24 protein-coding genes are annotated in these 22,935 nt (G+C 64.2%); 11 read left to right on the top strand and 13 right to left on the bottom strand.

What is annotated here, in order from left to right:
• Positions 1-166: 166 nt before the first annotated feature.
• From ACSC1Y_RS02825 to ACSC1Y_RS02815, 3 genes are read left to right on the top strand one after another with little or no spacing between them, the layout of a single operon-like run.
• On the top strand, positions 167-724 hold the full coding sequence (locus tag ACSC1Y_RS02825) for an NUDIX hydrolase (RefSeq protein WP_435333109.1): 558 nt from the start codon (positions 167-169) through the stop codon (positions 722-724).
• Positions 721-1,338: a hypothetical protein gene (locus ACSC1Y_RS02820; protein ID WP_435333108.1), complete on the top strand. Its 618-nt coding sequence runs from the start codon at positions 721-723 to the stop codon at positions 1,336-1,338. The genes ACSC1Y_RS02825 and ACSC1Y_RS02820 overlap by 4 nt, the downstream gene beginning before the upstream one ends.
• Positions 1,339-1,392: 54 nt before the next feature.
• Positions 1,393-2,100: a class I SAM-dependent methyltransferase gene (locus tag ACSC1Y_RS02815; RefSeq protein ID WP_435333107.1), complete on the top strand. Its 708-nt coding sequence runs from the start codon at positions 1,393-1,395 to the stop codon at positions 2,098-2,100.
• Between the two features lie 25 nt (positions 2,101-2,125).
• On the opposite strand, the gene leuD is transcribed toward ACSC1Y_RS02815, so the two are convergent.
• From leuD to ACSC1Y_RS02780, 7 genes are all read right to left on the bottom strand, one after another.
• Positions 2,126-2,788: a 3-isopropylmalate dehydratase small subunit gene (gene leuD, locus ACSC1Y_RS02810; RefSeq protein ID WP_435333106.1), complete on the bottom strand. Its 663-nt coding sequence runs from the start codon at positions 2,786-2,788 to the stop codon at positions 2,126-2,128.
• The gene (gene leuC / locus ACSC1Y_RS02805) at positions 2,781-4,208 is read right to left on the bottom strand and encodes a 3-isopropylmalate dehydratase large subunit (protein ID WP_435333105.1); all 1,428 of its coding nucleotides are present in this window, start codon (positions 4,206-4,208) and stop codon (positions 2,781-2,783) included. Before leuC ends, leuD begins: the two co-directional genes overlap by 8 nt.
• Before the next feature lies 1 nt (position 4,209).
• Positions 4,210-4,476: a DUF7989 family protein gene (locus ACSC1Y_RS02800; protein WP_435333104.1), complete on the bottom strand. Its 267-nt coding sequence runs from the start codon at positions 4,474-4,476 to the stop codon at positions 4,210-4,212.
• Between the two features lie 20 nt (positions 4,477-4,496).
• Entirely contained in the window at positions 4,497-5,543 is a 1,047-nt protein-coding gene (gene ilvC / locus ACSC1Y_RS02795; RefSeq protein WP_435333103.1) for a ketol-acid reductoisomerase, read from the bottom strand.
• Positions 5,544-5,553: 10 nt separating this feature from the next.
• The gene (gene ilvN, locus ACSC1Y_RS02790) at positions 5,554-6,168 is read right to left on the bottom strand and encodes an acetolactate synthase small subunit (RefSeq protein WP_435333102.1); all 615 of its coding nucleotides are present in this window, start codon (positions 6,166-6,168) and stop codon (positions 5,554-5,556) included.
• Entirely contained in the window at positions 6,165-7,997 is a 1,833-nt protein-coding gene (gene ilvB, locus ACSC1Y_RS02785) for a biosynthetic-type acetolactate synthase large subunit (RefSeq protein WP_435333101.1), read from the bottom strand. Before ilvB ends, ilvN begins: the two co-directional genes overlap by 4 nt.
• A 307-nt stretch (positions 7,998-8,304) precedes the next feature.
• Positions 8,305-9,582, bottom strand: a complete 1,278-nt coding sequence (locus ACSC1Y_RS02780; RefSeq protein ID WP_435333176.1) for a LeuA family protein — start codon at positions 9,580-9,582, stop codon at positions 8,305-8,307.
• 339 nt (positions 9,583-9,921) lie between these two features.
• Between ACSC1Y_RS02780 and ACSC1Y_RS02775 the strand changes: the two genes are divergently transcribed.
• Both ACSC1Y_RS02775 and ACSC1Y_RS02770 read left to right on the top strand, forming a co-directional pair.
• Positions 9,922-10,377, top strand: coding sequence for a ferritin-like domain-containing protein (locus tag ACSC1Y_RS02775; protein ID WP_435333100.1), 456 nt, complete (start codon positions 9,922-9,924; stop codon positions 10,375-10,377).
• A 77-nt stretch (positions 10,378-10,454) separates the two neighbouring features.
• A complete protein-coding gene (locus ACSC1Y_RS02770; RefSeq protein ID WP_435333099.1) occupies positions 10,455-10,751 on the top strand; it encodes a DUF5779 family protein in 297 nt (98 codons plus the stop codon).
• 51 nt (positions 10,752-10,802) lie between these two features.
• Here the strand turns inward: ACSC1Y_RS02770 and ACSC1Y_RS02765 are convergent, their stop codons facing one another.
• Positions 10,803-11,483: a VOC family protein gene (locus ACSC1Y_RS02765; RefSeq protein ID WP_435333098.1), complete on the bottom strand. Its 681-nt coding sequence runs from the start codon at positions 11,481-11,483 to the stop codon at positions 10,803-10,805.
• Between the two features lie 178 nt (positions 11,484-11,661).
• Between ACSC1Y_RS02765 and ACSC1Y_RS02760 the strand changes: the two genes are divergently transcribed.
• Entirely contained in the window at positions 11,662-12,345 is a 684-nt protein-coding gene (locus ACSC1Y_RS02760) for a hypothetical protein (protein WP_435333097.1), read from the top strand.
• 38 nt (positions 12,346-12,383) lie between these two features.
• Here ACSC1Y_RS02760 and aglM read toward each other — a convergent pair whose 3' ends face one another.
• Positions 12,384-13,688, bottom strand: a complete 1,305-nt coding sequence (gene aglM / locus ACSC1Y_RS02755; RefSeq protein ID WP_435333096.1) for a UDP-glucose 6-dehydrogenase AglM — start codon at positions 13,686-13,688, stop codon at positions 12,384-12,386.
• Between the two features lie 189 nt (positions 13,689-13,877).
• Here aglM and ACSC1Y_RS02750 point away from each other — a divergent pair, with 189 nt between their 5' ends.
• Both ACSC1Y_RS02750 and ACSC1Y_RS02745 read left to right on the top strand, forming a co-directional pair.
• Positions 13,878-14,873 carry a patatin-like phospholipase family protein gene (locus tag ACSC1Y_RS02750; RefSeq protein WP_435333095.1) on the top strand — a complete coding sequence of 332 codons (996 nt, stop codon included), beginning with the start codon at positions 13,878-13,880 and terminating at the stop codon, positions 14,871-14,873.
• A gap of 96 nt (positions 14,874-14,969) precedes the next feature.
• On the top strand, positions 14,970-15,383 hold the full coding sequence (locus tag ACSC1Y_RS02745) for a JAB/MPN domain protein-containing protein (RefSeq protein WP_435333094.1): 414 nt from the start codon (positions 14,970-14,972) through the stop codon (positions 15,381-15,383).
• 25 nt (positions 15,384-15,408) lie between these two features.
• On the opposite strand, the gene ACSC1Y_RS02740 is transcribed toward ACSC1Y_RS02745, so the two are convergent.
• A complete protein-coding gene (locus ACSC1Y_RS02740) occupies positions 15,409-15,618 on the bottom strand; it encodes a ribbon-helix-helix domain-containing protein (RefSeq protein ID WP_435333092.1) in 210 nt (69 codons plus the stop codon).
• A gap of 79 nt (positions 15,619-15,697) precedes the next feature.
• Between ACSC1Y_RS02740 and ACSC1Y_RS02735 the strand changes: the two genes are divergently transcribed.
• A complete protein-coding gene (locus ACSC1Y_RS02735; RefSeq protein WP_435333090.1) occupies positions 15,698-16,024 on the top strand; it encodes a DUF5789 family protein in 327 nt (108 codons plus the stop codon).
• 27 nt (positions 16,025-16,051) lie between these two features.
• Here ACSC1Y_RS02735 and aglJ read toward each other — a convergent pair whose 3' ends face one another.
• Together aglJ and ACSC1Y_RS02725 are read right to left on the bottom strand one after the other, a co-directional pair.
• Positions 16,052-17,065 (bottom strand): S-layer glycoprotein N-glycosyltransferase AglJ, encoded by a 1,014-nt coding sequence (aglJ, locus tag ACSC1Y_RS02730; RefSeq protein WP_435333088.1) that lies wholly within the window; start codon positions 17,063-17,065, stop codon positions 16,052-16,054.
• 46 nt (positions 17,066-17,111) lie between these two features.
• Positions 17,112-18,644: a flippase gene (locus ACSC1Y_RS02725; protein WP_435333086.1), complete on the bottom strand. Its 1,533-nt coding sequence runs from the start codon at positions 18,642-18,644 to the stop codon at positions 17,112-17,114.
• 109 nt (positions 18,645-18,753) lie between these two features.
• Here ACSC1Y_RS02725 and ACSC1Y_RS02720 point away from each other — a divergent pair, with 109 nt between their 5' ends.
• Positions 18,754-20,205 (top strand): sulfatase-like hydrolase/transferase, encoded by a 1,452-nt coding sequence (locus tag ACSC1Y_RS02720; protein ID WP_435333084.1) that lies wholly within the window; start codon positions 18,754-18,756, stop codon positions 20,203-20,205.
• Positions 20,109-21,836 carry an alkaline phosphatase family protein gene (locus ACSC1Y_RS02715; protein ID WP_435333175.1) on the top strand — a complete coding sequence of 576 codons (1,728 nt, stop codon included), beginning with the start codon at positions 20,109-20,111 and terminating at the stop codon, positions 21,834-21,836. The genes ACSC1Y_RS02720 and ACSC1Y_RS02715 overlap by 97 nt, the downstream gene beginning before the upstream one ends.
• On the opposite strand, the gene ACSC1Y_RS02710 is transcribed toward ACSC1Y_RS02715, so the two are convergent.
• Positions 21,828-22,835 (bottom strand): GNAT family N-acetyltransferase, encoded by a 1,008-nt coding sequence (locus tag ACSC1Y_RS02710; RefSeq protein WP_435333083.1) that lies wholly within the window; start codon positions 22,833-22,835, stop codon positions 21,828-21,830. The genes ACSC1Y_RS02715 and ACSC1Y_RS02710 overlap by 9 nt on opposite strands.
• Positions 22,836-22,935 lie beyond the last annotated feature (100 nt).

The raw sequence follows: 22,935 nt of genomic DNA, 5'->3' as shown, positions 1-22,935 counted from the left end.
CGAGCAGCGCGTAATTAAATCGGCAGCTATTTGTATCAGTCTCCAGTAGCTACTTCTCCGGGGAACGAACCTCCGATGTTCGGCAAGTACAGGACCGAACACGACCGCGACCGCGACAGCGACACTGCCCACCGAGCGACTGCCAATCCGAAAACAGACAGGACACATGAGAGACATCTCCGCCGATTCCAGGTCCCCTGCTGACGCACGCCCGCTGACCACCCCCGCCTCGCACTTCGACCACCCCGCCGTCGAGTCGGTCGAGCAACCGACCGAGGTCCACCAGGGCCACTACGACGTGTACGAACCCATCGCCGGCATGGCCGTGGTCGGGGTCACCGACGACGCCGCACGCGTCCTGCTGCTCGTCAACGAGGATGCGGGCCACACGCTGCTACCCCACGCCCCCGTCGACCCCGGCGAGGACTTCGTCGCCGCCGGAGAGCGAGCAGTTCGCGAGCGGGTCGGCATCGCGGTCGAAGTCGAAACCATCCGACGAATCAGACGTAAATCGTTCCGCGCGGAGACCGACGACGACTACGAGACCACCGGTTACGACGTGGTTTTCGAGGCGACACCCCGTGACTCTTCCGACCCCCCGAACGACCCGGCCATCGACGACGGCGATGACTGGACGGTCGGCTGGTACGAGACGTTCCCGACCGACCCGGAGCGGGGGAACCAGAACGTCGTCGCTGACATCCGCTCGTTCCTCGACCGATGACAGGCGAACCGCCCGCGAACCAGCGACACATCCGACACATGTCCGAGAACGCCACACCCACCGAGACCGACGTACCGTCCACGTTCGACCAGTTCACCGACCTGCAATCGCTCGCCGACGAGGTCGACGCCGACTACCAGGAGACGCCCAACGACCACGAGGGAGCGGACCACTGCGAGGCCGACTATGCGGGCCGCGCCATCGCCGGAATCGTCGACGAGGACGGCAGGATACTCCTGATGGTCCACGAGCCCTCCGGGGCCCCGCTCATGCCGAACGTCAAGGTCGAGCCGCGCGAGGACTGGCTACCGCCCGCACTCGACGAAATCGAACACCTCACCGGCGTCGCGGTCGAGTTCGCTGGAACCGAGCGAATCCGACGCGTCGACCACCGCGTCGAGGGCTCCGAGGAGGTCTTCGAGTCCACGACGCACGTCGTGTTCCGGGCCGTCCCCGCAGCGAGGCCCGAAGCCCGCCCAGCCCCCCGGTTGAATCCCGACGCCATCGAGAACGACGACGTCGCCCCCGACGACTTCACGGTCGACTGGTTCCAGGACGTGCCCGGCGACGAGTCGGGGATGGTCGAGGCCGACGCCCGACTGTTCCTTGAGTGAGCAGCATCGACGCCACCTGGCGCGACCCGGCCGCAGACTGCCCCACCCATCGACATGACCGCGACAGACCGGACACACCCCGACACCATCGACTGGAACCGCTACTGGACCGACGCCGACGACGAGGCCCGCGAGAGCGCGACCCCGAGCGCCCACCACATGCGCGAACTCCTGGCGGACTTCGTCGCCGCGAAGAGCGTCCCCGACACGGTCGCCGACGTGGGCTGTGGCCCCGGCGTCGTCACCTTCGACCTCGCCGACCGGTTCCCCGAGACGACCGTCGTCGGCTACGATGCGGCCGAGCCCATCCTGACCGAGAACCGGACTCGTGCCCGCGAGGAGGGCATCGAGAACGTGCGCTTCGAGCAGGCCGTCCTTCCCGAGTTCGCCCCCGACACCGAGTTCGACCTCGTGGTCTGCTACGGGACGCTGTGTTACGTGCCCGAGTCAGCACGGGCGCTCCAGGCGCTCTACGACGCCGTCGCGCCCGGCGGGCACCTCGTGCTGGGCTACATGAACAGCCTCGCCGCGGCACACCACCGCCGGCTGCAGGCGGCCGACCCTGACGAGCTGGACCACGAGTTCGACCCCGACGCCCACCGCGAGCGCTTCGGCCTCGTCATGCGCGAGGAGAGCACGCTCTCGTACCGCCAGATACACGACGCCGTCGGCACCTGGCCGCGGAGCTTCTGGGAGGTCACGGAGAAACCCGAGCAGCGCTGGGCGTGGCGGCACGTGCCGTCGGTCTGGATACCCAAGTAGAACAGGAACGTCCGAAACCGAGTCCTCAGACCCGCTTGCCGTCTTCGACGTACGGCAGGCTCTCGGCGGTCTTCTCGACCTCGCCGGCGTTCGCCTTCATCAGCGCCGTCGTGTCCCAGACGCCCTCGACGAGCGCCTTCCGCTGGGCGTCGTCGACGGTCACGGAGACGGTCTTCCCGCCGAAGGTGACCTCCTCGTTCGCGACGTCGACGTCGATGTCGCCGTCGGGGTTCGCGTCCACCCAGTCCTGGATGGCTTCGACCGTCTCGGTGTCGGCCGTGACGGTCGGGATGCCGAGCGCGAGGCAGTTCCCCGCGAAGATCTCGGCGAACGACTCCCCGATGAGGGCGTCGATGCCCCAGCGCATGAGCGCCTGTGGGGCGTGCTCGCGCGAGGAGCCACAGCCGAAGTTCGCGTTGACGACCATGACGTTGGCGCCCTGGAACTGCTCCTCGTTGAACGGATGGTCTTTCTCGTCGTCGTTCTCGTCGAATCGCTGGTCGAAGAACGAGAACTGGCCGAGTCCGTCGAAGGTGACGACCTTCATGAACCGCGCGGGGATGATCTGGTCGGTGTCGATGTCGTTCCCTCGGACGGGGACACCCGTTCCCGAGACGTGTTCGACGGTCTCCGCGGGGCCGCCGTCGGCTCCCGTCTCGCCGTCTGCGCCGGTGTCGGCGTCAGTCATTCGAGACCACCTCCGTCTCCGCGACGGTGCGAACGTCGGTCACTTCGCCGTTGATGGCCGCGGCGGCGACCATGCGCGGGTTCATCAGGACGGTCCGGCCGTCCTTCGACCCCTGGCGACCGACGAAGTTCCGGTTGGACGAGGAGGCACAGGCCTCGTCGCCCTCCAGTGCATCGTCGTTCATCGCGAGGCACATCGAACAGCCGGCGTTGCGCCAGTCGAAGCCGGCCTCTTCGAATATCTCCTTGAGTCCCTCCGCCTCGGCCGCCTCCTGGACGCGCTGGCTACCGGGGACGACCAGCGCGCGGACGTCGTCGTCGACCTCGCGGCCCTTCACGATGCTCGCGGCGCGGCGCAGGTCCGGCAGGCGAGCGTTCGTACAGGAGCCGAGGAAGGCCACGTCGATGGGGTAGCCCTCCATCGTCTCGCCGGGCTCGACGCGCATGTGCTCCTGGGCCCGGCGAGCCGTATCCTGCTTGTCCGCGGGCAGGTCCTCGGGTGCCGGAATGGGCTCGGTGACGCCGACGCCCTGTCCCGGAGTGGTGCCCCAGGTGACGACCGGCTCCAGCTCGGAGCCGTCGATGGTGACGATGTCGTCGTACTCGGCATCCTCGTCGGAGCGGATGGACTCCCAGTACTCCTTTCGCTCCTCGAACTTCTCGCCCTCGGGCACGCGGTCGCGGCCCTCGAGCCACTCGTATGTGGTCTCGTCGGGGTTGACGTATCCCGCGCGGGCGCCGCCTTCGATGGACATGTTGCAGAGGCTCATCCGCCCCTCCATGTCGAGGTCCTCGATGGCCTCGCCGGCGTACTCGTAGACGTAGCCGACGCCGCCGTCGGTGCCGAGGCGACGGATGATCTCGAGGATGACGTCTTTCGCCTCGACGCCGTCTGCGAGGTCGCCGGTGACCTCTATCTTGCGGACCTGCTGCTTCTCCATCGCCACGGTCCCCGTCGCGAGCACGTCGCGGATCTGGCTCGTCCCGATACCGAATGCGAGCGCGCCGAACGCTCCGTGCGTCGAGGTGTGGCTGTCGCCACAGACGATGGTCGTGCCGGGCTGGGTGAGTCCCTGCTCCGGCCCGATGACGTGGACGATGCCCTGGTCGCCGGTGTCCGGGCTGGAGAACTCGATGCCCGCCTCGCGGACGTTCTCTTCCAGCTCGCTCATCATCCGTTCCGCGGCGTCCTCCTCGTAGGGGCGGGACTGGTCCGCCGTCGGGACGATGTGGTCGACCGTCGCGTGGGTCAGGTCGGGGTAGGCGACCTCCATGTCGCGTTCGCGGAGCATCCCGAACGCCTGCGGGCTCGTCACCTCGTGGATGAGGTGGAGACCGACGAACAGCTGGTCCTGCCCGGTCGGCAGCGTCGTCACCTTGTGGCGGTCCCAGACCTTGTCGTACAGTGTGCCTTCGGACATCCTACTCCTCTGTCTCTTCGACGTCCTCGCCACCCCGGGCGAATACCCGGTCGGTGGCTTCTCCCTCGTCGTGCGGGGGCGTGTGTTCGACGTCCTTCATCGTTCGGCCATCGTCGACCGGTTCGCCCTCTCGCTCGGGGTCCCGGCCGCCGTCAGCCACGATGGTGACACCGTGTTCGAACACGGTGCCCATGCTCTCGTTCGTGTACGGGTTGGTGTGGCTGACGTCGCGCATCGAGTCTCGGTTTCGGGTGGAGTTCGTGGTCATGGTCGGGTCGTGTTTCGTCCTCAGTCGTCCGCTGCCGCTGGCTCTGCATCCTGTTCTTCGCCGTCGTCCTGCCACGCGAACAGCGCGCGGAGGTCCTCGCCGACGGCTTCGATGTCGTGATTCTCCTCGGCCTGCTTGAGCTGGGTGTAGCTCGGGCGGCCCGCCTGGTTCTCCGTGATCCACTCGCGGGCGAAGGTCCCATCCTGGACCTCCTCGAGGACCTCCTCCATCTTCTCGCGGGCGTGCTCGTCGACGATGCGGTCACCGCGGGTCAACCCGCCGTACTCCGCCGTGTCGCTCACCGAGTGCCACATCCCGCCGAGTCCGTCCTCGTAGAACAGGTCGACGATGAGCTTCAGCTCGTTCAGGCACTCGAAGTACGCCATCTCCGGGCTGTAGCCCGCGTCGACCAGCGTCTCGTAGCCCTGCTTCACCAGCGAGGTGACGCCGCCGCAGAGGACGGCCTGCTCGCCGAACAGGTCGGTCTCGGTCTCCTCCTGGAACGTCGTCTCGATGACGCCCGCGCGGGTGCAGCCGATGGCCTGGGCGTACGCCAGCGCCTCGGACTTCGCCTCGCCGGTCGCGTTCTGGTAGACCGCGATGAGGCCGGGGACGCCCTCGCCCTGTTCGTAGTTCCGACGGACGATGTGGCCCGGACTCTTCGGCGCCACCATCGTCACGTCGACGTCCTCCTGAACCTGGATCTGGTTGTAGTGGATGTTGAATCCGTGTGCGAACTGGACCGTGTCGCCCGGCGAGAGCGCAGGCTCGATCTCCTCGAAGACGGCCGGCTGGACGGTGTCGGGAACCAGCACGACCACGACGTCTGCCTGTTCTGCCGCGTCGTACGGCGTGGCGACGTCGAGGCCGTCGGCCTCTGCCGCGGCTCGCGAGGAGGAGTCCTCGCGCAGGCCGACGACCACGTCGACCCCGCTCTCGTCGAGGTTCTGTGCGTGGGCGTGGCCCTGGCTGCCGTAGCCGAGGACGGCGACCGTCTTGTCCTGGATGTACGTTGCGTCTGCGTCGTCGTCGTAGTATACTGTCGTGGTGAACTCGTCGTCTGTCATTGGTCGTGTATCAGTGTTCGACACCGCGGGCGGTGTCCGTCGTGCCTCGCGCCAGTGCGGCGGTTCCTGTTCGCGTTATCTCGCGGACGCCGAAGCGCTCGAACGTCTCGATGGCCGATTCGACCTTCTGGCGAGCGCCGGTGACCTCGACGGTCACGGTCTCCGGACAGGCGTCGACCGTCTTCGCGTCGTACATATCGGCGACCGCGGCGACCTGGTCCGGCTGTTCTCCGTCGACCTTGATGAGCGCCAGTTCACGGTTGATGGCGTCGGCAGGCAGCTCCTGCACCGAGATGACGGGAATCTGCTTTCTGAGCTGTTTCTCCAGCTGGTCGATGCCCGGGTCGGGCTCCTCGCAGACGACCGTGATGCGTGCCTTCGAGTCGTCCTCGGTCGGCCCGACGGTCAGGCTCTCGATGTTGAACTGCCGACGGCTGAACAGGCCAGAGACGTCGGACAGGACGCCCGGCTCGTGTTCGACGAGCACGGAGATGACCGCGCGCCGTGGCTTCCGTTCCGCCTCGACCTCGGGGTCGATTCGGATACCCTGTGAGTTCCGTCGTCCCTCTGGCCGTGGCCGCTCCTCCGGTGCCGGTCCCTCGAGTCCGTTGCTGTGGCTGCTCATAGGTGATCGTCCTCCAGTGCGAACTGCCCGTTGTCGCCGCCGCTCGGAACCATCGGGTAGACGTTCGCCTCGGGGTCGACGTGGAAGTCGAGGACGGCGGGGCCGTCGTACGCGAGTGCCTCGGTGACGGCGTCGGCCACCTGGTCGTAGTCGTCGACGGTGATGCCCTTCGCGCCGAACGCCTCGGCGAGCTTGGCGAAGTCGGGACACCAGTGGTACTCAGATGCCATGCGGCGCCGTTCGAAGAACGCGTCCTGCCACTGGCGAACCATCCCGATGTGCTCGTTGTTGAGCACCGCGACGGTGATGTCCAGGTTCTCGCGGACCGCGACCGAGAGCTCCTGCATCGTCATCAGGAACGAGCCGTCGCCCTCGAAGGAGACGACCTGCTGGTCGGGCGCGGCCAGTTTCGCACCGATTGCCGCGGGCAGGCCGTAGCCCATCGTCCCCAGCCCGTGGCTGGAGACCCAGGTGCGCGGCTCCGTGAACGTCCAGTACTGGACCGCCCACATCTGGTGCTGGCCGACACCGGTCGTGACGATTGCGTCGTCCTCGGTGGCTTCGTCGAACGCCTCGACGACGAACTGCGGTTTCAGCGGTTCGTCCTTCGGCGCCCGGTAGTCCATCGGGTACTCGGACTTCCACTGCTGGCAGGTCGCGCGCCACTTCTTCGTCTGCGGCGGCGCACGGATCGCCTCGTGGAGCTGCTCCACGACCGTCGCGGCGTCGCCGACGAGCGGGTAGTCCGCGTGGACGTTCTTGCTTATCTCGGCGGGGTCGATGTCGACGTGGACGACCTCCGCGTCGGGCGCGAACGTCTCGATGCCGCCCGTCAGTCGGTCGTCGAACCGACAGCCGACCGCGATGAGACAGTCCGTGTGCGTGATGGCCATGTTGGCGTAGCCGGTGCCGTGCATACCGGCCATCTCCATCGCCAGCTCGTGGTCCTCGGGGAACGCGCCGACTGCGGGCATGGTCGTCACAACCGGGATCTCGTACTCGGTCGCGAACTCGCGCGCCTGCTCGGTCGCGTCACCCTTGATGACGCCGCCACCGTACAGCATGACCGGGCGAGACGCCGATTCGATGGCGTCTGCGGCAGCCCGAACCGCGTCGTCCTCGGCGCGCTCGGTCACCTCGTAGGTGTCAGGCGTCGTCGGCTCGATGGCCTCGACGTCGGTCTCTGCCTGCGTCACATCCTTCGGCAGGTCGACCAGCGTCGGCCCCGGACGGCCCTCGTTGGCGAGGGCGAACGCCTCGGAGACGTCTCGTCCGACCGTGTCGGCGTGGCTCGAGAACGTGTTCGTCTTCGTGATGGGGGCGGTGACGCCGGTCGTGTCCGTCTCCTGGAAGGCGTCGTTGCCGACGAACGCGGTCGGGACCTGCCCCGTCAGCGCGATCATCGGGTCGGAGTCCATCGACGCGTCGGCGATGCCGGTAACGAGGTTGGTCGCGCCCGGGCCAGAGGTCGCCAGACAGACGCCCGGCGTGCCCGAGACGATACCGAAGGCGTCCGCTGCGTGGGACGCGCCCTGCTCGTGCGCCATCGTGATGTGGGTGATGTCCGAGTGGTACAGCGCGTCGTAGACGGGCATGATGGCCCCGCCCTGCACGCCGAAGGCGTACTCGACGCCCGCGGTCTCCAGTGCGTCGACCACCGCGGTCGCGCCGGTCCGCGGGGGCGCCTGGGCGGTATCGCCGTTCTCTGCCTGCTGTTCCGTCTCGGAGTCCTGCCCGGCCCCGTCCGTTGACTGGGACTCGTCGGCCTCCGTCTCCGTCGATTCACCCGTCGCCGTGTCCTGGGGAATCGGTTTCGCGCGTTCGCTCATCGTCGATACTCGCTCGCTGCTGTGTCGTGTGCCGGTGTACTCTCGTCCCGGCGTCCTGGGTTGGTGTGCTGTGACATCGCTGTCGTACGTGCTCGCGGCTGTGGCTGTGTGGTCGGTGCAACAGGGGTCGATGGAGGGAGGTGAGTAGGGGCTAGGCAGCCCCTACAATCGACAGAATACGTACGACAGCTCCGCTGCTGGCGAGCCGGGCTCGCGTCGCAGTGGGTGGCTGTCTCATTACCAGTGTGGTAGGCCCCTCCCCGGATATAAACCTTCGTGGTGGGGCAGGCGTTGCGGGTACCTGGCATCAGGCCGACACCTCCTCGTGCTCCGTCTCCTCGTCCTCCTCCGTGATGGGGATGCCGACTTCGCGGGCGAACTCGCGGACGGTCCGGGCCGTCACGCGCTCTTTCTCCGCGCCCGTGTCCTTCACGCGGCGGGTCACCTCGCGGACCTGCTCGTCGGTCGGGTCGAACCCGGCCTCGGTCAGGTGCTCGCGGACGGCGTGGACGCCCGTGTGCTTGCCCAGTACCAGTTCGCGCTTCGCGCCGACCATCTCCGGGGTCATGACCCCCGGCTCGAACGTATCGGAGTTCTCGATGACGCCGGCGGCGTGGATGCCGGACTCGTGGCTGAAGGCGTTCTGTCCGACGACCGGTTTGTTCGCGGGGACGGGCATGTCGGACTTCTCCTCGACCAGTCGGCTCAGCTCGGTGATGCGGGTAGTGTCGATACCCGTATCGGCCTGGTAGACCGACTCGACGGCCATGACGAACTCCTCGTAGGCCGCGTTCCCGGCGCGCTCGCCGATACTGTTGACCGAAACCTGTGCCTGGTCCGCGCCCGCCTCGATACCGGCGAGGGCGTTCGCGGTGGCCAGCCCGAAGTCGTCGTGCGTGTGCACGTCGATGCGGGCGGTGGTGTGCTCGCCGACCGTCTCGATGAGGTCGTAGAACCGGCGTGGCGTCGCGACCCCGCAGGTGTCAGGGACGTTTATCCAGTCGGTTCCGGCGTCGGTGACGGCTTCGACCATCTCGATCAGGAACGACTCGTCCGTCCGAGTCGCGTCCATGGGCGAGAACATGCAGTCGACGCCGGCGTCTTTGACGCGGCGAATCGATTCTATGGCGCGTTCTTTGACCTGCTCGCGGGTGGCGTGCATCGAATCCTCTATCTGGACGTCGGAGGTGCTGACGAAGACGTGGACCATGTCCACGCCCGCGTCGATGGCGGCCTCGACGTCCTTGTCGACGACGCGAGCCAGCCCACACGTCGTGGCGTCGGTGTAGCTGGCGATGTCCGAGACGGCCTCGAACTCGGCTTCGGAGTTGACGGGGAACCCCGCCTCGATGACGTGGGTGCCCATCTCGTCCAGCGCGGTGGCTATCTCGCGTTTGTCGTCGTACGAGAACGAAGTGCGCGGGGACTGCTCGCCGTCCCGCAGAGTGGTGTCGAAAACTCGTGCTGTATCGAATTCAGTGGTGGCGTTCAGTGTGCCCTTGAAGAACTCGACCGCCCTGACGGGTGTCAGAGCGAGGCGTGTCGTTGGAAGACATCGTACTCTGTCCCAGCGCCGACCTTGTATATAAGACTGGTGGTGTGACAGGTCGGCCGAACGAAGATATTCCGAACGAACGATAATTCTGTTCGGGAGAACCGCAAGAGGGCGGCGACTACTATTGGATAGATATACCTTATATTCTCGAATCGATTGGTGCGGATCCCTTCACTGGCGAAGGCAGACAGTGTCATAACTTGCCGCTCCCGGCCCGGAAGTTCGGCCGGAAGGGTTGGCGCGCGGAGGAGTGCCTCCGTCGAGGCCTGGGTGGCGATGATGTGAGGGCTCGAACTCCTGCGGTGAGACAGATTCACCCGCATTGCCGCGTGCCCCACCGTTATGTCTGTCGGGTGAGAACACGAAGGTATGGCTGACGACGAGGTAATCCGACTCCTGCAGAAGGCGTACAGCGACGAGATAGAGACGGTCATGAACTACCTGACCAACTCCATCGTCCTCGACGGAGTCCGCGCCGAGGAGATCAAGGACAGCCTCGACCAGGACATTCAGGAGGAGCTCACCCACGCCCGCCAGCTCGGTGAACGGCTCAAGCAGCTCGACGAGTCACCGCCGGGCTCGATGGGTTTCGAGGCGCGACAGGAGACCCTCCAGCCGCCCGAGGACACGACGGACGTGCTCTCGGTCATCGAGGGCGTCATCGACGCCGAGGAGGACGCCATCGAGACCTACCGTTCGCTCATCGACGCCGCGGAGGCGGCCGACGACCCGGTCACCGAGGACCTCGCGGTGACCATCCTCGCGGACGAGGAGGCCCACCGCGCCGAGTTCCGCGGCTACCGCAAGGAGTACCGGAACGACTGAACCTGGTCCGTCCCCGCCGGCACGTACCGTCTCGGAACACGCAAGGATTTTTCTCGGCCCATCACGAGTAGTCGTCCATGGGCAGATTCGACCTGGACCTTCGCGCGGTCGAGGACCACCTCGACGACGACGAGGATGGGGACCTCGTCGGTGGTATCGAACTGGGCATCCTCGACGGGTCCACTCCACCCGAGGAGTGGGTAGACGTGGTGATGAACGGCCGTATCCTCGTGCTCCACATCGAGGGTGACGTGAACGAACTGGCAGCAGGCTTCGCACGGCGAGTGAAGAAAGAAGGCGGCGAACTCGTCCACTTCCGCGGGTTCCTCATCGTCTCTCCGCCGGGCATCGATATCGACACGAGTCGCCTCTGAGGCGACCCGGTGCCAGACCCCGCAACCTGTTCTGCGGCGACGGACGAACCGTTACGCCGATTCGACGGTCAGGTAGTGGCCGTCGGGGTCGAGTATCCGTACACCGCCGTCGAGTTCCTCGATGGACCGTGCCGTTTCAGCGACCGCGTCGCGAACCGCTTCCGGGGAGCCTTCGAAACCGAGGTCGACGTGCAGCCCACCGCGGGCGTCTGCCAGCCCGAGGTGCGGCTCCCACAGTTCCAGCGCCATCGGCCCCTGAAGCCGTATCCGATTCCGGTTGTGGCCCCGGTCGACCACCTCGAAGCCCAGGTCGGTGTAGAACGCCGCCGCCCGGTCGAGATCTGCCACCTCGAGGACGACCTCGAACACGCCGTCGATACCGGGACCCTCGACGTCGGTCTGACCCAGTTCCACGCAGTTCCCGTCCGGGTCGTAGAGGTACAGCGACTTAGAGGAGCCGAAGACGTGTTCCTCGAGGTCGAACGACGCAGAGAGGCGGTCCCACCACTCGTCGTACTCCTCGGCCGGGATGGAGAACGCGTAGTGGGTGTGGATACCACCCCGTGGGACCGCGTTCGGGCGCCGCAGGACGAGGTCGGTCTCCCCCGCCGCGAACACCACCTCGTCCGCTGTTCTTCGCCGCTCGGTCATCCCCAGCGTCTCCCCATAGAACCGGACCGCCGGGTCGAGGTACTTCACTTCGAGCGCCAGCCAGCGAAGCGCGGTGAGCATAGATTCCTCTTGGCGCGCAGGGGGGTTAAGGGTAGGCCGGGGCTCCGTCGGTCGGCCGGCCACACCGTCGCCGACACTCGGTTAGTCTGCCGACCCCACCGTCGACGACTCGCTGCAGGTCGGTCAACACGCTGCGGTAAGGCTGTCTCTTATTGTGTCAGCGCGCCTCAGGGACGGTATGGGAATGAAAGGCTCCGGAGCGGCGACCGACTTCCGCGTCGTCACCGAACACGATGGCGGCTTCGGCTGGATCGCCTACCCGGACGAGACGATGCAGCGTGCGAGCCACGCCCTCGTCGACGACGGTGACGTCTGGGTCGTCGACCCGGTCGACGTGCCCGACCTCGACGAGCTGCTCGACGAGCGAGGCGAGGTCGTTGGCGTGGTCGTCACCCTCGACCGCCACAAGCGCGACTCGGCGGCCGTTGCGAACCGACACGACGTCCCGGTCTACGTCCCGAACTGGTTCGACGGCGTCGCCGAGGACCTGAACGCGCCGGTTGAGCGGTTCGGGAACCGGCTGGCCGAAACCGGGTTCCGCGTGCTCCGCCTGCGGGACAACCGGTTCTGGCAGGAGGTCGGCCTGTGGAACCCGGAGACGAAGGTGCTCTGGGTACCCGAGTCGGTCGGGACGATCAGCTACTACTGCGGCAGCGGCGAACGGCTCGGCGTCCACCCGATGCTCCGGGCGTTTCCGCCGCGACGGGCGCTCGATGGTCTCGACCCCGAGGTCCTCGCGGTCGGCCACGGCGCAGGCGTCGAGGCGGACGCGACCGACGCGCTCCGGACGGCGCTCGCGAACTCGAGAAAGAAGATGCTCGGCCTCTACGCGAAGAACCTTCGGGCCTTTCTACCGAACTGACCGGGGTTCTCACGTCTCGCCCAACGACGTCTCTCTTCTCACCAGGTCAGGCCTTCGTACTCGAGTCCCTCACGACGCTCGACGACGTGTCGTCCGTCGACGACGACTGGTCGTGCCATCGCATCGAATTCGGCGTCGAGCGCGGCGAACTCGTCCCAGTCGGTGACGACCGCGCAGCCGTCCGCGTCCTCGAGGGCCGCCGCCGCGGAGTCGACGTACTCGACGTCGAGGGAAGGATGTGTCTCGCGAAACTTCTCGGTCGCGACGGGGTCGTAGGCCACCACGTGTGCGCCACGCGCGAGGAGGCCTTCGACGACGGGGAGCGAGCGGGTCCCCCGGACGTCGTCCGTTCCGGGTTTGAACGACAGGCCGAGCACGGCGATTCTCACACCCTCGAGGTCGACCCGTGCCGCGAGCAGCTCGAGCAGGCGACGAGGCTGGAGGTCGTTCACCTCGACGGCGGCCTCGAGCAGGGGCGGCTCGTACCCCTGTGACTTCGCGGCGGCGATGATGGCGGCGACGTCCTTCGGGAAGCAAGAACCACCCCAGCCGAGGCCGGAACGGAGGAACCGCGAGCCGATTCGGGGGTCGAGGCCGATGGCGTCGGCGACCTCGTAGGCGTCCACGTCGAACTCCTTGCAGACGTTCCCGATGTCGTTGATGAGACTGACCTTGCTCGCGAGGTACGCGTTGTTCGCGTACTTGATCATCTCGCCCTCGCGCAGGCCGGTTTCGACGACGGCTGGGTCCGCGCTGTCGACGATAGGTTCGAACAGCTCTCTGAGCGTGTCGAGCGCCCATTCGTCGCCGTTCTGGGTGCCGAAGACGACCTTGTGCGGGTTCCGGAAGTTCTCGACGGCCGTCCCCATCTGGAGGAACTCGGGATTCACTGCGACGTGGACGTCTTCACCGATGGTCAGGTCGCCCGCCTCCGCCAGTGTGGGCGCGACGAGTTCGTCCGTCGTCCCCGGGACGACCGTGCTCTTGACGACGACGAGGTGCTTCCCTTCCTTCGAGTCGAGTGCCGCCCCCAGTGATTCGGTCGCCGCCTCGACGATGGAGGTGTCGATGCTTCCGTCCTCACGCGACGGTGTCCCGACCGCGAGGAACGTCACGTCGGTTTCCCGTACTGCTGCGTAGTCGGTGGTCGCCCGAAGCCGGTCTCCAGCGTGCTCGGCGATGAGCTCGTCGAGCCCTGGTTCGTGAACCGGCGACTCCCCCGCGTTTATCGAGGCGACGATGTCCTCGTCGATGTCGACGTTCACCACGTCGTGGCCGTAGTCGGCGAAACAGGCTGCAGCCGTCGTCCCCACGTACCCACTGCCGATGATGCTGACGTCCATTGGGGCGGGATACTCGACCGGCGTTCTTGACGGTGATGGTTCGTCGGACCTGTCGGGCCACCGACGACAGGGGAGTCTACCAGGGAGTGACAGACGCATCCCCCGTGACTGGTGCGGCCGTCACGACTCATCTTACATCGATACAATGCCACCGTCTTTTGGCAATTGCCGTTGGAAGCTCGAAACACCATGTCGACCAACATCGCCATCGCCTGCCAAGGGGGCGGGAGCCACACCGCGTTCACCGCCGGCGCATTACGACGCATCATCGCAGACAGCCCGGACGAGTACGAGATCGGTGCCCTGAGCGGCACGTCCGGTGGCGGAATCTGCGCACTCGTCGCCTGGGCTGGCCTCGCAGCTGGCGAGCCCGAGGCGGCCAGGGACAACCTCGAGCAGTTCTGGATGGACGTCGCGGCCGACTGGCCGGTCGAGTCGTGGTTGAACGACTTCACGCTCACCAACACCCGGTTGTGGAGCGAATTCGGCTCCTTCGGTGTCAGCCCGTACCGGAATCCGGTCGCAAGACCCTCCCAGCGCCAGTTCCGACGGACCATCCTCGACCACTGTGCCGTCGACGGGGCCTACGAGAACCCCGATCCACCTGCGCTGTTCATCGGAGCCGTCGACGTGGAGTCGGGCGAGTTCGGCGTGTTCACGAACGACGAATCCCGGGCGGCAGAGGACCCGGAAACGTTCAGGACGGTCGGGACGCCCGACGAAGCCGCGACGGCCGCACTCGCGTCCGCTGCCGTCCCGACCCTGTTCGAAGCGGTCTCCATCGGTGACCGGTACTACTGGGACGGACTGTTCTCGCAGAACCCGCCGATCCGGCACTTCATGGCGAGTGCCGACGTCGAGGAGAAACCCGACGAGATCTGGATCGTCCGTATCAACCCGAAGCGAATGGACAGAAAACGACGGACGGTCCCACCACGGTCGATGGCCGAGATCATGGACCGACGGAACGAGCTCTCGGGGAACCTCTCGCTGGAACAGGAGAAGGACACGATACGGACGGTCAACAAACTGCAAGGGGAGGATCCGGAGTACAAACACATCGACGTGAAGGAAGTGTTCCTACAGCGGGACCTCGACGTCCATTCCAAGCTGGATCGCGACCCTGCGTTCCTCGAGGACCTGATGAACCGTGGCTCCAAACGAGCCCCGGAGCTCTGGGAGTAGGTAGGTCCGTGCTCCAGCCACCTCTGCGGCGGCTCGACCGGTGACACCTCCCCGGACGACCGTGGCCCTTTAGCAGTCAGCCGTCCTACTGGTTCCGTGGTCTACGTCACTCGTGGATTGCTGGAAGTGCTCGTCGACATCGCCGGTTCCGCAGACCCCGAACGCGTCACACTTTCGCTCGCAGCGACCGCCGCAGGTGACCTCGACGGCGCGGACGACTTACCGCCCGAGACGCCCGTATTCACGGACTTCTACTTGCCAGATGCGGGTGGGTCCGTCAACGCGGTCTTCGGTGTCGACCTGGGAACGCCCCCGGGACAGACCCACGGCCGGTTCGTCTCGCACCCGATGGGCAAACGAGAGGTCACCCGAGAGGACGACCTCCACGCTGTCGTATTCGTGGCCGTCCCCCCCTGGGAGGCCGACAGCGTCAGGGTGTTCGACCGGGCAGGGACGATGCAGGAGCTGGTCGTCGTCGACGCCGAGCCGCCGCAGGAACAGTGGTCGTGAGACGAGCCGATGGTGACCGCAGGACCTACTCCAGGTAGCCCAGATCCCGCAACTGTTCGGTTATCTCCTCGAACTCCTTCTCCGAGAGTCCACCAGAGCGCTGGTGCTGGATGACGATACTTCGAAGCAGGAAGCGGACGAGGTCGGAGGTCGACGAGAAGCTGGTCCCCTCGATGGTCTCTTCGACACGGTCGGCGAGGTCCTTCGGGATGGAGACGGTCGTGTAATCGGTCATGGTCGTCTCTCGACGCTCGGCGCAAATGGACGTTTCGACCGAAGCGTTTTGTGACCGGAGCAGTAATGCTCCGGTGAATATGGCGATGCGACCGCCGTCGAACGACACGAGCGATGCGTCGGTCATCGAGTTCGGCATCGCGGCGGTTGATGCACGGCTCGACGCCGACGAGGTGGACTATCCGATCTCGGCCGAAGAGTTACGGAGCCGGTTCGGCCAGCTGGAGATCGCGTACGATACCCGGGGACGGACGATCAGCCTCGGTGAGGCCATCGAGCGAACCGAGAAGCACCGGTTCGAAGACGAACAGGACCTGCTCAACGCACTCTATCCCGTGTTCGATGAGTTGCGCTCTGGAAGAGAGGGTGGTGTCGTCGGTCGGGTCCGGTCACTCCTGCCCTTCTGAAACGGGATCCGCCTCCCGCAGGACCGTCTAATTCTGGTCCGGCAGTTCCGTCTGGATTCCATCGACCCCTTCGGCCTGGCCGTCGGCTGGCCCATCGAGGACGTCTTCGTTCCCCGTCCGTGCCGCGATGCGTTCGAGGCGGGTTCGTTGCTCCCGGTGGAGTGCGACGACCGTATCCGCGAGTACACCGAACATGATTAGCTGGACACCCAGAAGCAACAGCACGCCGGACAGCACCGCCAGCACCTCGTGGCTGATGCCCTTCTCGACGAACTCGTACGCGACGTAGGCCGCCAGTATGACGCTCGTCACACCGAGCACGCCGCCGACGCTCCCGAAATAGAACAGCGGGTTGTGCGTCTTCGCACGCAGATAGAGGGTCAGGAGGATGAGTCCACCGTCACGGAACGGCCGGAGGTTCGTCTCCGAGCCGTCCGGTCGCGCCAGATACGTGATGTCGACGACCTCCGTAGGGATGTCGTGCCGTGCGCACTCGACGGCCAGCTCGGTCTCGATACCGAACCCTTCCGCGTTGAGCGTCATCCGTTCGAACGACTCCCGGGTGAACGCCCGGTACCCGCTCAGGATGTCGCCGAAGTTCTTCTTGTGGATGACCTGGAAGCCGGCGTTGATCATCCGGTTGCCGTACCGATTCAGCGTCGTCATCGCCCCTGACTCCATGTCGGCGAAGCGGTCGCCGACGACGTGTTCTGCCCGGCCGTCGAAGAGCGGCTCCAGCATCGCGTGCGCGTCCTCTTCGCGGTAGGTCCCGTCGCCGTCGAGCATCAGGACGTACTCGGCGTCGATGTAGTGGAGCACCGCTTCCCGAACTGCCTCACCTTTTCCACCGCCGCGGCCGGTACCGGATTGCGTAACGACCCGAGCGCCGTGTTCCTCGGCGATCCGCTGGGTGTCGTCCGAAGAGTGGCCGTCGATGACGAGCACGTTCTCGAATCCTTCGGCTCTGAGGCCACCGACCACCTCGCCGATGGTCGCCGCCTCGTTGTATGTCGGGACGAGTACGCACACGTTGTCCGCCATTGCACTGCAATCGAAAGCCGTTGGGCAAAAGCGTTAGCTTTCGGCCTCACATCAACCGCTTCACGACAGATTTCAGCGGGCCGAGGTCGACGTCGTATTTATGTTCGAAATCGAGGACCAGCTCGATCTCCTCGCGCTCGATACCCCCGAACGTGATGACGGCCACCGCGTGAACGACGACGAACGTGATCGTGGTGACGACGACCACTGGAAGCGTCACGGTGACGTACGAGACGACAGCCCAGTACGAGGTTCCGACGACGAGGGTCGTCACGGCGGCTGGTTTGACCATCGCACTGGAGAACGGCTGGATACCGACCGAACGGTACAGTTGCACCGAGTAGAGGACGTTGAGGACCACGTAGGCGATGGCGGTCGCAACGGCCGCACCGACCATCCCGTACGGTGGGATGAGTAGCAGGTTGAGGACGACGTTGAGACCGGCGACGAAGATGTTGTCGTACATGATAGTCCGCGTATCGCCGATCGCCGTGAGCGTGTCGCGGTTCGGTCCCATGATGGCGTGGAAGAAGAAGCCGGCTGCGAGGATGGCGAGTGCGACGTCGCCGCCCACGTACTCTGGGCCGAACGTGTAGCGGATGGCCGTCTGCGGGAACAGACCGAAGACGAAGAAGGCCGGAAGCGTAGCGCTGAACACCCACTTCGTGACGACCTGATACATCCGTTGCATGTCCTCGTACGCCTCCTCCGCGTGTAGCTCAGAGATGATGGGGACGGTGAGGAACGCGACGGAGGTGAGGACGACCAGGATGAGGTTCGATATCGGATAGACGACGTTGTAGATGCCGACGACGTCCGTGGTCGCCTCGCTCGCGAGGATGAACGTGTCGAGGTCTCCCAGTATCTTCGCCATGAGGATGGTGATGATGAGTGGCACCGAGAACCGTAGCAACTCACCGTGCATCCGTTCGTAGGGCTCTCGCGAGAACAGCGGTGTCAGCTTGTAAAGATAGTAGATTCCGAGGAACCCTGCCACTACGTAGGCGATTGCATACGCCCCGGCGACGACCAGCACACCGTAGCCGAGCAACACAGCCGAGACGGCGAGTACGAACCGCGTTCCCGGAATGGTGAATCCCTGGATGAGGACCTTCGGGCGTGACTGTTTGACACCCTGCATGCTCCCCTCGACCAGTCGGACGAGTGCGCCGAAGGGAATCGCAGCACCGAATATCTGGAGAACAGGAGTCAGTGAGGGGTCGCCCCAGATGTCGGTCGCGATGAAATCTGCAAAGACCACGACCGCGGCACCTGCCAGGATCGCCAGCGGGACCGTCAGTTGGAACGCAGAGACGAGAACCCCCCGACGCTTTGCAGGGTCGTCGTATCGTGGGAGATAGCGTCCGATACCGGCGTGCGTACCGAGGACGACGAGCGTCGAGACGAAAGAGAGGACGGTTGCCCCGAGAGAAATACTGCCGAATCCCGCTGTCCCTAGCTCACGAGCAAGGAGGAGCGCAACTAGAAACGAGATACCGAGCTCGAGAACCCGTCCCAGAAAGACGAGGGCGCTTCCTTTGAACAGGTCTCGCAATGACGACCCGTTGCGCTGGCTCATCTACAGTTCGTTTTATTGGACGGAGTAAGTTTGTTGTGAAACGAGATTGCGTTCCAGGAGTGGAACCCGAGAGAATATAATGTGAGCACGGATACTATGCGGTCAACGGATGAAACCGAACGTTCTTCTCGTGATACTAGATAGTGTTCGGGCAAAGAATATGTCCATCTATGGGCATAGCCGTGAGACGACACCATTTCTCTCTCAGTTCTCGGATAGAGCCTACGTATACGAGCAAGCGCGATCCCCGGGGAGTGAAAGCCACAATTCACACGCGAGCATCTTCACCGGACTCCACGTCGAAGAGCACAACATCGACGACGTTTCGGATAAGCTTAGCCCAGGTCACTCCATCTGGGAATCCCTCGGTGAAGCTGGGTACGAGACTGCTGTCTTTTCGAGCAATGCCTTCCTTACGGAGGCTGATGTCGGTTTGAAAGATACGTTCGGAACGGTCGTCACCGGAGAACGGGAACTGATACCATTCCGGGATGCACTCAACCCATTCGACTATGCCGATTCGTTCGGAGGTGCCGATCTGTCTTCGTTCCTCGCAGATGCAGTTATGAATCGTCGTCCGATTCGGTCTTTGCTGAACGGGCTGAGTGTCAAACTTGATACTGAGGGGGTATGGCTCCCGGCACCGATTCGTCCACGTCCTCGGTCCGCCGCTCTCTATCTCCAGCAATTCTTGAACTGGGAACAGAGTCAGGACGGTCCCTGGGCTGCGTGTATCAATTTCATGGACGCACATCTACCGTACGAACCTGACGCCGATTTCGACAAGTGGGGTGACGAAGAGACTCGAGAGTTGATGGAGGAGATTGGGCAAGGTGTCTGGTCATTCTACAGTGGAGACCGGGACTGGGGGCAGAAGGAGGCCCTCGAGGACCTTTACGATGGCTGTATAAGACAGGTCGATGCGGCAATCGAACAGCTCGTAAGCGCACTGGAACGTCGCGATGAGTTCGATAATACCATGTTGGTTATCATGGCCGACCATGGGGAAGGGTTCGGCGAAAGAAGTGAGATTCGGGACGTGCGGTCGAGTGCGCATGGGCCTTCCGGTGGTCCGGAGGAGGGGATTCTTCACGTGCCATTAATCGCAAAGTACCCCGGCCAGACCAAGGGTGGTCGAGTGTCTAGATTGGCGACTACACGTCATTTCCCAAGGGCGGTCGACGCGGCACTCGACGGCGATCAGTCTGCCGAGGCGTTCACCGATAAGGAAGTGTTGTCGACGGTCACACCGATGCGTACACTCGCAGAGGAACGGGCAAGCGAGTATCTCGATTCGTTCGAGTCGTTCAAAACTCCCACGCGTGTTCTTTATCGTGACGACGGTGAAAAGATAGTTAAGGTGCTTCAGTGGGGTTCCGAGATACGCAAGTACATCTGCACTGACGCCCAGACTATCGAGACCACTGCGGTTTCACTGGCTGACGAAACAAGGATTGGGGAGCGATTCGAAGAGATCACCGACGCTGGAGTGAGAGAGACTGTCACTTCCGAGGTCGACAGCGACGTGATGCGTCGGTTGGAAGATCTTGGTTATGCCTGATTTCCATCGGCCTGGTCCTTCTTGCCGGTGATGGCAACTCTTTTAGTCCACATCCCGCTCCTTTCCCTAGTACTGGTGGTACCATCACGACCTTTGTTCTCGGCATAGACGGTGCGACGTTCGACCTCTTCGATGACTGGCTGGACGATCTCCCGACCTTCTCTCGAATCCTCGATGAGGGGACCGGTGGGCGGATGGAGAGCGTCACTCCGCCGGTGACGAGTCCAGCCTGGCGATGCTACGCGACGGGAAAGAACCCATCGAGCATCGGTGCGTACTGGTGGCGCCAGCTCGACCGAGACGAACAGGAGTTCGTCGGCGTCGACCGTGTTCCGCTCAAGAGCCGGTGCTACTGGGAGTACCTCGACGACGACTCTGCTGTCGTCATCGGCGTCCCGCTCAACGTCCCGCCGCGTGAACTGAACGGCTTCCTCGTCTCCGGTGGGCCGTACGCAGACCCAGAGAACTACACCTATCCTACGGATCTCTCCGATCGACTCGAGGCGAAGTTCGACTACCAACTCCACCCACGAACGGACCCGGCATCGACCGACGACCCCGAGAACCAGGCCATCGTCGACGACCTCGAGCGGATGATCCACCAGCGGTTCGACGCGGTCGAGTGGTTCCTTGAGACCGAGGATCCCGAGCTGCTCAACCTCTCGCTGTTCTACATCAACCACCTCCAGCACATGGCGTGGCGCTCCGACGGTGTTAAACACCTCTGGGAGGTCATCGACGAACGGCTCGGTCGGATACTCGAAACGAACGAACTCGACCTCGTCATTCACTCCGACCACGGTCTTCACGAGATACAACGGGTGTTCTACGTCAATGCGTGGTTGCAGCGGAACGGCTATCTGACCGTCGCCGATGACGACGAGGGGACGAGTACTGCCAAACGGCTCGTCGATACTGGATACGACATCGCGGACAGTCTCGGTGTGAAAGACGCGATCGTGAACTTGCTACCGGGGTCGGTCTCCGAACGACTACAGTCGGTCCGGAGCGACCGAATCCTCGACTCAACGAGCTTCGAGACACGAATCGACTTCTCTGCGTCGAGTGCAGTCGGTCTCCCCCACGGTGTCGTCTACGTTCTCGACGACGACCAATCGGTCCGTGATGAACTCCAGGCGAACCTCGAGGGTATCACCGATCCGGAAACCGGACGAACGCTGGCTGACGATGTCGTCGCCGCCGAAGATGTCTTCGAGGAGCCGATTCCAGAAGATGCTCCCGACCTGTATATCCGGTACGCCGACGGATTCGAGGTCAAGGACATCAGTGGCGACGATGAATCCCGCGTGTTCGGATCTCGCCAGAAGTTCCGCGCCGACAACCACCGCGAGGGTATTCTCCTCGGATACGGTCCGAACATGACCGACGACGATGCACTCGACCTGCCGAACTTAGTGGACATCGCTCCGACCGTCATGCACCTGCTCGGTCAGCCGGTGCCCGACGATATGGACGGGTCCGTCGTCGAGTCGCTGTTCGCACCTGGGTCGGATGCAGCGACTCGTCCCATCGAGACTCAGCAGAGTGTCGACTTCGGCGAGCAGGCAACGGACCATACTACCAGCGACGAGATGCAGGATCGCCTGCAGGACCTCGGGTACTTAGAATAGGTCGTCCCGGTGCGATTGGAACGATTCGAATACTCCTTTCGCCGCACGGAACGGTCGGCTCTCGTAACTCCAGCGACGTAGCGGCCACTTCTCGGGGCCGAACTCGCTCTTGAACTTCACGACGCCCTCGTTGCCGCCACTCGGATTGAAGTCGTAGTACTGGAATCCGCGGTCGACGGCGTCCTCGATGATGGTCGAGTGAATCACGTCGTTGATGTAGTACTCGAAGTAGTCCGCGTACGAGGCTGCGTGCCAGTTGACGACGTGGTCATTCCAGTAGAACATGAGAGCGCCGGAACCGATGTCGCCGTCGATGTCAGTTACCCAGAGCTTGACGTTCTCTGGATACTCCTGTGTGAGGTCGTATATTCGCTCGAACAGTGACCAGTCGTACTCGATGGAGACGTCGTCCCACCGCTGGATGGATTCGCGGTACGCGCCGTAGTACGCCCAGAACTCCTGTTTCTTCGTCGCCTCTCGAACGACGACGCCAGCGTCGTCGGCCTTCCGGCAGCCGTACCGACGGTCCTTGGAGAAATTATCGTAGAGCACCTCGTAGGGGGCGTCGAGTTCGAGTATCTGCGTGAAGTCACGTTCGAGAAGGACCTCGTCTGAGTGGAGGACGTCGAGACCGACGGGGTCGTCGGCGAGTGGATTCTCGACGAGTGAGAGTTCACCGGTTTGCCACGTCACAAGTTCCCTGAACAGGTCGGCGACCTCGTCGGTGACCGGTCCATCGGCAATCAGTCCACCGTAACAGCCCACGAACGTCGAGTGAAGTCTTCGGAGGGCTCGATCGCCACTCGGTGAGGGTTGGACGAGCGGCAGCACGACGGTCGTACCGTTCGAGAGTTCAGCTCCGACCGTCCGGTCGGTCTCCGCATGTGTGCTAGCCGTGGCGATGTCGGCCCAGAGCGGTGTGTGGAAGAACGTTGCATGGGGACACTCGCGGGCGACGTCCCACCACACGTCCTCGTCGACGTCTCTGAGTATCTGCATCTACGGGCGGATTACCCCCCATCCCAAATGAGTATGTTGGTTGGTGGGGTCGGCACGGATTCGGCAAAGAAAGAACTAACTTCGCCAGTTCCGCACCTGC

It is taken from the genome of Haloarchaeobius lipolyticus (assembly GCF_051208015.1).
Classification (GTDB): Archaea; Halobacteriota; Halobacteria; order Halobacteriales; family Natrialbaceae; genus Haloarchaeobius.
The sequence above is the reverse complement of the archived record's forward strand: the minus strand, read 5'-3'. Positions and strand labels throughout refer to the sequence as shown.